Below are 11,965 nucleotides of genomic sequence, written 5' to 3' on the forward strand. Positions count from 1 at the left end.
TGTCGGGTTCGCGCGGTGCGTCGTCGGCACTGACGCGCAACGGCTGGAGTTCGCCAGAAGTCCTCACGCATGCCCCTCAGGCCGCACTGGGAAAACGTATTCCGCGCAGTGTGCCCAGCGGTGATCGAGTGCGTCAAGGTTTCGAGCAGATGAACCCGTCAGCGACGTGAAGGGCCCTGCCGGAAGACGAACGGCAGGTCGGCGCCCCCTTCGGCGGCCGCACCTGACCGCGGTAACCGAGCCGTGCGCCTGGGCGCTGCGCGCGGCGTAACGGACAGCAGGGGCAGGTCAGTCGGCCTGGACCGCCGTGCTGTCGCGCACCACGACCTGCCCGCGCATCATCAGGTGCGCGGCTTCCGCACGAACCGCAAGTGCGAGGCGGACCGCCTCGGCACCTGCCTGCGCCAGAGGCAACGACACGGTCGTCAGCCGCGGTGTCACGTCGATGGCGAGCTCGATGTCGTCGAAACCGGTCACCGAGACGTCCGCCGGCACCGCCACCCCGGCAGCCCGGAAGGCGGACATCGCACCGACGGCGATGGTGTCGTTGGCTGCGAGGACCGCGTGGGGCGGCTCCAGTCCCATGGCGACCAGCCGCCGCACCGCGTCGAATCCCCCTTGGCGGCTCACCGCACAATGCGAGATCCGGATGTGCCGCTTTTCGACGCCGCCGTCGCGGAGCCCGGCCACGAAGCCCGCGGTGCGGGCGGAGACGTTCCCCCGCCCGCGGACGCCGGCGAGGATCGTCACGTGCCGGTGCCCGGACTCGGCGACATGGGTGGCGAGTTCCTTGGCGGAGCCGTGGTTGTCGAAGCTGATGGAGTCGAACGGCATGTCGGTGTCGCCGACGATCACCACCCGGCCGCCGTCGCGTTCGTAGCCGAGCAATTCGTCGAGCAGGCGCCCGCCCAGGGCGCCGGCGTCGATGCGGCTCGAGGTCAGGATGAGCGCCCGCGGCCGGAGCGCACGCTGCAGCCGGACGGTCTCGAGCTGGCGCTCGGCGGTGCCGTGGGTCGGCGAGACGGTCACGAACGCCCCGGCGTCGCGCGCCTGCCGTTCCATCGCCGCGGCGACCATCCCCATCGACGGGGTCGTGAGGTCGTCGGCGACGACCGCGATCGAGTCGTTCGCGCGCCGCATCGCCCGGGCCGAGGCGTCCGCGGTGTAGCGCAGCGCGGCCGCGGCGGCGCGGACCCGCTGCTCGTATTCGGTGGCGACCGTTCTGGAACTGCCGCCCAGGACTCGTGACGCGGTCGCGACCGACACGCCGGCGGCCACCGCCACTTCGCGCAGGGTCACGGTCGGCCTGGATGGATGAGGCATCGTGCCCTTCTCTCCCGCACCACGGCAACGAACCGCCGTCGACGCTACCCGAGGATATCCATGGCCTGCCGCCGACGGGGATGCTGACGGTGCCGGTGACCGACTCCACAGGGGCGCGCAGTCGACGGGGGACGCGAAGGCGCCCTGTCCCGGGCTCCCTCCCGGGCGACGTGTCGGCGTGGGGGGACGCTGCCGCTGCCGCGCTCGATGGTGAGGCGGGTGTCGACGGCCGACGAGCAGGATCGCGGCCGCGGCCGTACGCGGCAGGATGCGGTCGCCCGGCCGAGCGCGGTCGCGTTGGCCCGGGTCGGGGCTCCGCCGGGCATGCGCAGCGTCAGGGGCCCGACGCCGTGTCGCGCCCGGTCGTAGAGGCCCGAAGCGTCGCGGATGAGCTTAGGTTTTCCTGGGTGGGGCTGGGTTTTGGGCCCGGCTCCGGTCCTGGGAAAAGAGATCTCGGGTGTCCCGGTGGCCGTCCTGCCCGTGGGGCGGGGGTGGCGTGGGTGTGCAGGTGGAAGCCTGCGCCGAGTCTGGCCCCGCGGGGCTGGTGCCGGGTGGGGGTGCTCATCGTGTGCGGTGCCTGTCGCCGTCCGCGCCACTGGGGGTGACGCCTTGGTGACCGGGGCTGCCGCCCCGCCGGACGCTTTCCACCCGGACCCGCAGCAGCGGTTCGTGCTGCGGGGGCTGTGGGTGGGGCAGGGACCCTGCGTCGCTGCCTGGGCGCAGGGCTGTTTCTCGTCGGTCCCGCCTTCGTCCGGTCCGCCGCAGCACAAGGCTGCGCAGGACCGGACGAAGGGGCGGTGCCGGGGTGGGAGGTGTGCTGGACCGGCCGGTCCAGCTCCTGGACCGTGCGGCGGATCACATACGTGCCGCTCGCCCGGTCCAGGACGGTTGTGTGCTGGTGGGTCAGCCCGCGTGCGCCGATGCGTTGCCAGGCGGCCACGTCGCGGTCCGCGCTGTAACCACACACGGCGTTGGGGCACGTCGCCCATTTCCAGCCCGGCTCCGGGCTGTCGGGGGCGGCGTGGTGGCGGAAGGCGTGCAGGCAGCGGGGGCAGTATTTCGAGGTGCCCCGGGCCGGGACGATGACCACCGCGATTCCGTGGGCCGTGGCCTGATGCCGGGTATGGGTGACGATCTGCCCGCGGACCGAGGAGGACAGGCGGGTGTTGAGGGTGCGGCCCTTGCCGCGGGATTCCATGTCCCGCAGATCCTCCAGGTAGATCACCGTGGCCCCGGCGGCGCGGGCGGTCTCGACCATGAAGCGGGCGGCGGCCCTGGCCAGCTGCTCGTTCAGCTTCGTCCGCCGCCTGCTGACCGCCGCATGCTCGGTTTTGAGGACCGCCAGCTTCACCCCGGTGAGCGGCTCGGGCCACTGCCCGGCCATGGCCCGCCCGTCGACGAGGGCCTGCAGACGGGCGGCCTTGGTCCACAGGTGCTCGGCGAGGATGCGGAGCCGGTCGGCCTTGGCCAGCACCCCGTTCGGGCGGAAGAACACCGGCCGCCCGTCGGTGACCACTGTGTCGGTGATGACGGTGGGCTGCTGCCCGCCGGTCAGGGTCAGGGCGCCCCCGGTGAGCAGGGTGTTCAGCCCATAGTCGAAGGCGACGGCCCGCACATGCCCGCCGGGGCTGGTCCTGGGGGCGGCGGTGGTGAACGCGACATCCAGCCGCAGCCGCCCGCCGCGCACCCGCAGGGTGGGGGCGTGCAGAGCGGCAGTGTGGGGGATGGTCGGGGGGAGCCGGAAGCGGATCAGGGTCGGGTGCCAGTCTTGGCGGGTGCGCGGATCGGGGCGCACCGGCAGCCGCACACTCAACACCCCATAGTGGGCGGGGTCGTCTTCGCAGCGGGTCAGGGTGGACAGTTGCTTGTCGGCGGCGGCCAGCACCACCTGCCGCCCACCACCCGGCGCTGATTCCAGCGCGCATACATCCACCGGGAGACACCCCTGCCTCGCCTGGAAGGCGGCGACCTGCCGGGTCCGTCCGCGCAGCACCGAGGCCGTCAGCGCCTGCCCGTCCGGGCACGCCTTCCGCAACGCCGCCCACTCGGTTTCGGTGCGCCGCATGGGATCGGCATCCGGGCCGGTGGGCCAGGTGGCCAGGACCGCGTCGGTGATCTCGCTGCGCCACCAGGCCGACCGCAACGCCCGTCCGGCCTGCTCCTCGGCCACCCGCCGCACCCGGTCCGGCACATACAGCCCTTCGGGCACCGCCGCGCCCCAGCCCAGCGTGCGCACCGCCATCCACGCATTCGACGGCAACCGGGCACCCGACCGGTCCCTCCCGGAGGCGAGCCGCGCGAGGTCGGACCGGTTCCAATGCGCCGAGGTCACCCCGGCGCACAGCGCCTCGACCAGGGACGTCAGCCAACCCACCCGCTCGGCCAGCGCCTGCGCGCCCAGCACCTCGCCGGTCACCGTGTCCAGGCCCCGGAACGCGGACGCGGAGGCACACGAGATGCGCTCCGTCTCCCCCTCAGCCAGCTGGATCTTCCGCCGCACCGTCCACCTCCCCGCCCCGCTGCGATCTGCTGTGCGATCATCGGACTCACATACACAACGCACCCCACCCGCAAAGGTCACGCCGCAATCGAAAACGGCCCGAGGGAACCGAAAGAATCACAGCAACACCCAGGAAAATCAGGCCACTCGATCCACTGCTGGTGACCCTTGTCACGCCCGGTCGTGGGTGCCGAAGCCGTGTCGCGGCCGGTGCATCGGCCGCAGGGGGCGGAAAAGCATTCCGTCGCCAGTGAGCGATCTGCCCACGGAAGGACGTTCCGTAATCACTCCACCACTTCCAAGGTGCTGTGCGGCTCGGTGCACAATGTGCGGCATGGAAGATGAGTCGGCAGAGCCTCTGCGACGGCGCGGGGATGCCGTACCCGGCGAGCGCCGGGCGACCTTGCATGATGTGGCGCGGACTGCGGGCGTCTCGCAGGCGACGGCGTCCCGCGTGCTCAACGGCAGCATCCGGAACGTCCGTCAGGAGAACGTCGCCCGTGTGCTCGCCGCGGCCGCGGACCTGAACTACGCGCCGCACCTGTCCGCCCAGGCGATCGCGCGGGGGTCGACGAACACCGTCGCGCTGGTTGTCAGCGGTGTGGACGACCCGTACTTCTCCTCCATCGCGGGCGGAGTGACGCAGGCGGCGGAGACGGCTGGACTCATCGTGACGATGGCGGTCGCGGACCGCTCCCCCGACCGGGAACTGCAGATCGTCAGGACGCTGCGCGGCATGCGGCCGCGCGCCGTCATCCTGACCGGCAGCCGCATCGACGGCACCGCCACTCGCGACGCTCTCGTCGAGGAGCTCGACGCCTACCGGGAAGCGGGCGGCAGCGTGGTCCTGATCAGCCAGCACGACCTGCCGTTCCGCACCGTCAGCATCGACAACCACGGTGGAGCGCGACAGCTTGCCCGCGCGCTGGTGGGCCTCGGCTACCGGCGGTTCGCGGTGGTGCGCGGGGGCGTCGGACTCAGGACGTCCCGTGACCGGTGCGATGGTTTCATGGAGGGCCTGCGCGAGTTCGGCATCGACATCGACGAGCGGTTCGTGGTCGAAGCGGAGTTCAGCCGCCGAGGCGGTTGTACGGCCGCCCGCGAGCTCGTCCGGCGGGGCCTGGACAGCACGGAACTCGTCTTCGCCGTCAACGACGTCATGGCGATCGGTGCGATGACCGCCTTCCGCGACGCCGGGCTGGTCCCCGGCCAGGACGTCGCCGTCGCCGGCTTCGACGACATCGGCCCAGCGATGGACGTCGACCCGGCGCTGACCTCCGTGACCGTGCCTCTGCGGCAGGTCGGGCAATGCGCGATGGAACTCGCGCTCTCCGACGAGGATGCCTCGCGGATCGTAGCGGTCCCCACGAACGTCGTCCTGCGGGGAAGCACACCGTTCCTTTGGACTGGGCAGGAGTGAGCCTGATCAGCCGCACGCCCCGAACGGTCTTGGGCGCTCCCCCACTGCCTTAAGGGCGTGGGAGGTGCCCCCAGGTCCCCGGCGTACTCGACCCCGGGGCGGCGACACGCATCCCGTGCGTGGTCCGATCCCGGGAGGCCAGTTCCCTCACGACCTGGCCACGTGGATACGGCCAGAGGCGACGGGGAGGCCCCGAACCATCTCTCTAGGTGGAGTGGGGGCCCGCACGCTGGCGCCGTACCCGGCGTCCCAGATCGCACGATCACCGTAGCCCGAACGGCCCAGGGCATCGCAAGCCCATGACCGAACCATCACACGATCGAGCTAACCAACGTTATACGCACTCCCCGGCGAACAGTTACCAACCCCCTTGCGTTAGCCCCTTGCGTTAGCCCCTTGTTAGAGCGCTTTGACACGACGGCATGGAGGTTGCTCATGGTCGTCCACACAGCAACGCCAATATTCGCGTTGCCGGGTAAGGATCTTGGCGGGAGCGTGAGCAATGTGACCGTCGCGGCACAGACCGGGCGACCGCCGGCTCGACAGCGACGTCTCCCCGTGCGCCACAGTGGCCCGCGCTCCAACGGATCCCATGAGCGGCACAGGGGCACAGCCTCTCCATACCCGCCAGCGACTTCCCGGCGCCCCGGCAACCGCCGCCCAACTTTGCCCGCACAGCCATTCCTGACGTCACGCCAGTTCAGTAATCTGACACTGCGTCAGTTAATCGTGCTGTCACACAGGAGCGGGCGGACCGATGCTTGGATCAACCCACGGCACCCTCACCACCGACTCCCGCCGGGCCCGGGTCATCGCCTGCGGCGAGCAGCCCTCGCCGGTCGTGCACGGCAGGCCGGCCGACGTCGACGACCTGGACGTCAGCGGGCGCCCGCTGTACGCCGCCGTCCCGGATCTGGGCCGCTTCTTCCGCCCCGAGTCCGTGGCGGTCGTCGGCGCGTCGGACGCCGAGGGGCGGCCGAACACCGGTATCACACGGCAGTTGCTCACCTGGGCCGAGCGGGTCGGCGCCCGGCTGCATCCGGTGCACCCCACCCGTCGGTCCGTCTTCGGCATCCCCTGCTCCCCTTCCGTCGCGGACCTGCCCGAGCAGGTCGATCTGGCCGTACTGCTGGTCGCCGACCCGCTCCCCGTGGTCGAGGAACTCTCCGAGGCCAAGGTGAAGTTCGCCGTCGCCTTCGCCTCCGGGTTCGCGGAGACGGGGGCGGCGGGCGCGGCCGCCCAGGAACGGCTGGCGGCCGCCGTGGCACGGTCCGGGCTGCGACTGCTGGGCCCGAACACCAACCTCAACGCCTTCGAACGGTTCCGCGACGACCTCGACGGCCCGGCGATCGCCCTGATCACCCAGTCCGGCCACCAGGGCCGCCCCGTCTTCGCCCTGCAGGAGCTGGGCATCCGCCTCTCCCACTGGGCTCCCACCGGCAACGAGGCCGACCTGGAGACCGCCGACTTCATCTCCTACTTCGCCGAGCGGCCCGAGGTCGGCGCCATCGCCGCGTACGTCGAGGGCCTGAAGGACGGCCGCTCCTTCCTCCTCGCCGCCGACCGGGCCGCCCGCCTCGGGGTGCCCGTGGTCGCCGTCAAGGTGGGCCGCACCGAGACCGGCGCCCGCACCGCCGCTTCCCACACCGGCAAGCTGACCGGAGCGGACGCGGTGGTGGACGCGGCCATGCGGCAGTACGGCGTGATCCGCGTCGACGGCCTCGACGAACTCCAGGACACGGCCACCCTGTTGGCCCGGGCCCGGACCCCGCGTGCCGACGGCGTCGTCGTCTATTCGATCTCGGGCGGCACGGGCGCGCACTTCGCGGACCTGGCGACGGAGGCCGGGCTGCACCTGCCGGTCCTGCCGGAGGCCAAGCAGGCCGAGCTGCACCAGTGGATACCCGAGTACCTGAGCGTGGCCAACCCCGTCGACAACGGCGGGCATCCGGTGGGCGACTGGCGCGGCCGGAAGATCATCGACGCGATCCTCGCCGACCCGGCGGTAGGGGTGCTGATCTGCCCGATCACCGGCCCGTTCCCGCCCATGAGCGACAAGCTCGCACAGGACCTGGTCGACGCGGCGGTACACACGGACAAGCTGGTGTGCGTCGTATGGGGATCGCCGGTGGGCACGGAGACCGCGTACCGCGAGACCCTGCTCGGCTCCTCCCGGGTCGCGACCTTCCGCACCTTCGCCAACTGCATCACGGCCGTCCGCGCCCACCTCGACCACGCCCGCTTCGTCTCGGCGTACCGCTCCCCGTTCGACGAGGCGCCGCGCACCCCGTCCCCCTCCTTCCGCAAGGCGCAGGCGCTGATGCGGCCGGGGCAGCAGCTGAGCGAGCACGCGGCGAAGCAGTTGCTGCGCGCGTACGGCATCCGGGTGCCGCGCGAGCAGCTGGTCGGCAGCGCCGCGGCGGCCGTACGGGCGGCGAGCCTCGTGGGCTACCCCGTGGTCATGAAGGCCTCCGGCGCCCGTATCGCCCACAAGACCGAACTCGGCCTGGTGAAGATCGGCCTGACCTCCGCCAGCCAGGTCCGCGACGCCTACCGCGAGCTCACCGACATCGCCCGCTACGAGGACATCCCCCTCGACGGCGTCCTCGTCTGCCAGATGGTCGAACGGGGCGTCGAGATGGTCGTCGGCACCTCCCACGACCCCCTCTTCGGCCCCACCGTGACCGTCGGCCTCGGCGGCGTCCTTGTCGAGGTCCTCCGCGACGCGGCCGTACGCGTGCCGCCCTTCGGCGAGGACCAGGCCCGCGCCATGCTCACCGAACTGCGCGGCCGGGCCCTGCTGGACGGGGTCCGAGGGGGCCCGCCCGTGGACGTGGACGCCCTCGTCGAAGTCATCCTCCGGGTCCAGCGCATGGCCCTCGAACTCGGCGACGACATCGCCGAGCTGGACATCAACCCGCTCATGGTGCTGCCCCGGGGGCAGGGGGCGGTGGCGCTGGACGCGTTGGTGGTGTGCCGCTAGGCGCTCCGCGCGAAGTGCGGTGACCGCCCGCACAACGAAGCCCATCACTCCCCGTACACAACGGAGCTCCCACATGTCCGACTCCCCCCTCGAACCTCCCGAAAAATCCCGTGACTCATTGATACTGCACACCACTGACAATCAGGTCGCGCACATCACCCTCAACCGCCCGGAAGCCCTCAACGCCCTCACCCCTGACCAGCGAGAACGCATCATCCAACTCCTCTTGGACGCCTCCGCCGACCCCACTGTCCGGGCCGTCGTCCTCACCGGCACGGGCCGCGGCTTCTGCGCGGGCGCGGATCTGCGCGGCGCGGCCATGACCGGGGAACGGGTCGCCGGCGACGTCGCCCGCACCCTCCGCCTCGGCGCGCAGCGCCTGATCGCCGCCGTCCTCGACTGCGAGAAGCCGGTGATCGCCGCCGTGAACGGCACGGCGGCGGGCATCGGCGCCCATCTCGCGTTCGCCTGTGACCTCGTACTGGCCGCCGAATCCGCCAAGTTCATCGAGGTCTTCGTACGACGCGGACTCGTCCCCGACGGCGGCGGCGCCTATCTCCTCCCCCGCCTGATCGGCCCGCAGCGCGCGAAGGAGCTGATGTTCTTCGGCGACGCCCTCACCGCCGTGGACGCCGAACGCCTCGGCCTCGTCAACCGCGTCGTATCAGCCGAGGAGTTGGACAAGACGGCCCGCGAGTGGGCGGAACGCCTCGCCACCGGCCCGACCCGCGCCCTCGCCCTCACCAAGCAGCTCGTCAACGCCTCCCTCGACACCGACCGCGCCACCGCCTTCGCCGCCGAGGCCGCCGCGCAGGAGATCAACATGACGTCGGAGGACGCGCGGGAGGGAGTGGCGAGTTTCGTGGAGCGGAGGAGTCCCGAGTACAGGGGGCGGTGAGTACGGGGCTCAGTTCCGCTGCAGGATCTGGAGGTCCCCGCTCCCGCACAACCCTTCCAATCTGACATACCGTCAGCTTCAATGGTGGGCGTGATGGGACACGCAGGGATGGCGGCAGCCGCCGTCCGCTACCTCAGGTCAGTCGGGGCACCGCCCGCGCCGGAACCCGTCGAGGTGCTGCCGCGACCGGAGTTGCGGTGTGTCGGCGAGGACGAACGGGCGCCGGTCGGGCAGGCCGAGTTCCGGCGCGTGCTGGGGAACTTCGCGACCGGCGTGACCGTGGTCACCGCACCGGCCGCCCCCGACGACGAAACCCGGGCCCCCGCCGGTTTCGCCTGCCAGTCCTTCTCCTCCCTCTCCCTCGACCCGCCCCTCGTCGCCTTCATGGTCGGCCGTACGTCGACGACGTGGCCGCGCATCGCCCGCGGGGGCGTCTTCTGCGTGAACGTCCTGAGCGCACGCCAGGGCGAACTGTGCCGCGCCTTCGCGGTAAGCGGCGCGGACAAGTTCGCGGGTGTCGCCTACGACGCCGCCCCCGAGTCCGGTTCCCCGCGCCTCGCGGGCACGCTCGCGTGGATCGACTGCACGATCCACGCGGTGCACACGGGCGGCGACCATCTCATCGTCGTAGGGCGGGTGGGCGCCTTGGGGGCAACCGGCGGGGACGAACCGCCGCTGCTGTTCCACAAGGGGCGGTTTCTCTGAGTGTGCAGGCTCAGGTCACGGCAGCCGGGCGTGCGCGCGCGCCGAGGGCGTCTGGCAGCCGACGATCGCCGGGGCCTCGCCGATCAACTCGTCGTCGGTGAGCGCCTCCACCATGAACAGCGCGTAGTCGACCCGCCGAGTGATGTTGTCGGCGAGGATCGGGTCGCCCACGTGCCGGCTCCACACCGGCAGGCCTTGACTGCCGCCCTCTTCGAGGTCGCTGCCGCGTACGACCGTCCAGCGGGTGCCGCTGGCGAACACGCGGCGGCACGCCTCCACCTGGTCGCGGATGTCCACGACGCGGATCAGCCGTGCCACCACGCCGAAGACCTTGACGAACGCCCGCAGCTTCAGGGAGTACACGTCCTTGCCGTCGCGGGTGATGTGCCAGCCGCAGGAGAACACCAGCCGCGCCCCCGCCGGGGCGTGGTCGAGCACCGCTTGGGCCGTCCCGGTCGAGTATCCGTGGACACCCCAGGGGACCAGGACCGTCAGCACTCCGTCGCAGCCGTCGACCGCGCGCCCGATGACCTCCCGGCCGTCCGTCGGCCCCGGGACGACGGTGATGCGCCCCTCGAATTCCGCCAGCTTTCCGACGCTCTGCTCGCGGCACACGGCCACCACCTCGTAGCCCCGGTCCAGGCAGTGCCGGACCATATACCGCCCCAGCTTGCCCGAGGCCCCCACGACGCAGATCTTCAGGCTCTGGTCGCTGCCCATGCTGATCCCCTTCCGGTCGGCCCGCAGCCCTCTCCCTTACGGATGTAAGGCTCCGATGGAAGGCTATTATCCTTACAGGCGTAAGGCCGTCAAGGTTCCCGGGAGACCACAGGTGGCATCGACCCCGAAACAGCATCAACCGCCCCGCCCGCCCCTGAACCGGGAGCGTGTCCTGGAGGCCGCCGTCCGCGTGGCCGACGAGCGCGGCGTCGCCTCGGTGAGCATGCGGAAGGTGGCCGAGCAACTCGGCGTCGAGGCCATGTCGCTGTACCACCACGTGGCCGGCAAGGACGAGATCCTGGACGGGATCGTCGACCTGGTCTTCGACCAGATCGAGCTGCCGCATGACGCGGCCGACTGGAAGACCGCCATGCGCCGCCGCGCGGCCTCCACACGTGCGGTGCTCGCCCGCCACACCTGGGCGCTGGGGATGCTGGACTCCCGGCGCAGCCCCGGGCAGGCGACGCTGCGGCACCACGACTGGGTGATCGGATGCCTGCGGAACGCGGGGTTCTCGATCGCCATGGCCGCCCACGCGTTCTCGACCCTGGACAGCTACGTCTACGGATTCGTCCTGCAGGAGTCGAGCCTGCCGTTCAGCACCGCCCAGGACCTTGAGGACGTGGCGGAGAACATCGTCAGGCAGTTGCCGGCCGACAGGTATCCCCACCTCACCGAGATGATCACGAACCACGCCCTCCAGCCCGGCTACGCCTACGCGGACGAGTTCGCGTCCGGTCTTGACCTCATCCTCGACGGCCTTGAGAGGCTCCTCGACCGCTAGGACGACAACCAGAGCGTGCCTCTTCGATCTGGTGGCTTGTGCAGCGGTGCTGTCTGGACGGGCGGGCGGAGTCCCACTTCACCGCCCAGGTGTGATGCGTGCTCAGTCCGTGAGACCGAGCTCGCGTAGGTTCTTGTACACAGCCCTCGGCGTGACCGTCCTGGCCAACAGGTTGACTCTGTCGGGGATCTTGGATGGTCGGGCTCAGCTACCGAGGGTTCGCCAGGACTTCGGCCGGGGGATCTCGTTCTGATCCAGGAAGGTCTGAAGGCGGTCGGCGGTCTCGGTGAAGAGTTTTCCTCGGTCACTGGCCGGCCGCTGAGGCGTTCGATGTTCACGGCGATGGCCGTGAGTACGTGTTGCAGGTGGGCTTTCGGCCGCCCTCGGTAGCGGCAGCGGCGCATGCCGTGTCCGTGGGCGAACTCGTTGATGGTGCCCTCCACTCCGGAGCGGACCGCGTAGCGGGCCTTCCACTCGGGGTGTCTGCTGCTCGCTGCGGACACGGACTTGCAGGTCGCGGAGTTCTTGTGGGGGGGGAGCCCACGTTCCGGGCGCTCTCGCGGGAGCTGGTGCACCGGGGGTGGTCCGGACACGGCTGGCACTGGCTCTTGGTGAACCGCGCCACGATCAGG

The 11,965-nt window shown here is 71.0% G+C and carries 9 protein-coding genes; 5 read left to right on the top strand and 4 right to left on the bottom strand.

From position 1 onward, the window contains the following. Nucleotides 1-288 precede the first annotated feature (288 nt). Nucleotides 289-1,323: a LacI family DNA-binding transcriptional regulator gene (locus ACWD3C_RS12490; protein WP_451142915.1), complete on the bottom strand. Its 1,035-nt coding sequence runs from the start codon at nt 1,321-1,323 to the stop codon at nt 289-291. A gap of 334 nt (nt 1,324-1,657) precedes the next feature. Continuing rightward, nucleotides 1,658-3,823 (bottom strand): zinc ribbon domain-containing protein, encoded by a 2,166-nt coding sequence (locus ACWD3C_RS12495; RefSeq protein WP_451142917.1) that lies wholly within the window; start codon nt 3,821-3,823, stop codon nt 1,658-1,660. A gap of 334 nt (nt 3,824-4,157) precedes the next feature. On the opposite strand from ACWD3C_RS12495, the gene ACWD3C_RS12500 reads away from it, so the two are divergent. The 4 genes from ACWD3C_RS12500 (at nt 4,158) to ACWD3C_RS12515 (ending at nt 9,829) form a co-directional block, all read left to right on the top strand. Further along, nucleotides 4,158-5,243, top strand: a complete 1,086-nt coding sequence (locus ACWD3C_RS12500; RefSeq protein ID WP_451142919.1) for a LacI family DNA-binding transcriptional regulator — start codon at nt 4,158-4,160, stop codon at nt 5,241-5,243. Nucleotides 5,244-6,000: 757 nt separating this feature from the next. Next, nucleotides 6,001-8,226: an acetate--CoA ligase family protein gene (locus ACWD3C_RS12505; protein WP_451142921.1), complete on the top strand. Its 2,226-nt coding sequence runs from the start codon at nt 6,001-6,003 to the stop codon at nt 8,224-8,226. 73 nt (nt 8,227-8,299) lie between these two features. Continuing rightward, nucleotides 8,300-9,124: an enoyl-CoA hydratase/isomerase family protein gene (locus tag ACWD3C_RS12510; RefSeq protein ID WP_451142923.1), complete on the top strand. Its 825-nt coding sequence runs from the start codon at nt 8,300-8,302 to the stop codon at nt 9,122-9,124. Nucleotides 9,125-9,217: 93 nt separating this feature from the next. After that, a complete protein-coding gene (locus ACWD3C_RS12515; RefSeq protein ID WP_451142925.1) occupies nt 9,218-9,829 on the top strand; it encodes a flavin reductase family protein in 612 nt (203 codons plus the stop codon). Nucleotides 9,830-9,844: 15 nt separating this feature from the next. On the opposite strand, the gene ACWD3C_RS12520 is transcribed toward ACWD3C_RS12515, so the two are convergent. Next, nucleotides 9,845-10,549 (bottom strand): NAD(P)-dependent oxidoreductase, encoded by a 705-nt coding sequence (locus ACWD3C_RS12520; protein WP_451142927.1) that lies wholly within the window; start codon nt 10,547-10,549, stop codon nt 9,845-9,847. Nucleotides 10,550-10,661: 112 nt separating this feature from the next. Between ACWD3C_RS12520 and ACWD3C_RS12525 the strand changes: the two genes are divergently transcribed. Continuing rightward, nucleotides 10,662-11,333, top strand: a complete 672-nt coding sequence (locus tag ACWD3C_RS12525) for a TetR/AcrR family transcriptional regulator (RefSeq protein ID WP_451142929.1) — start codon at nt 10,662-10,664, stop codon at nt 11,331-11,333. Here the strand turns inward: ACWD3C_RS12525 and ACWD3C_RS12530 are convergent. Next, the gene (locus ACWD3C_RS12530; RefSeq protein WP_451142945.1) at nt 11,330-11,935 is read right to left on the bottom strand and encodes a transposase; all 606 of its coding nucleotides are present in this window, start codon (nt 11,933-11,935) and stop codon (nt 11,330-11,332) included. The genes ACWD3C_RS12525 and ACWD3C_RS12530 overlap by 4 nt on opposite strands. Nucleotides 11,936-11,965 lie beyond the last annotated feature (30 nt).

Source organism: Streptomyces sp. NPDC002845, from assembly GCF_053591955.1.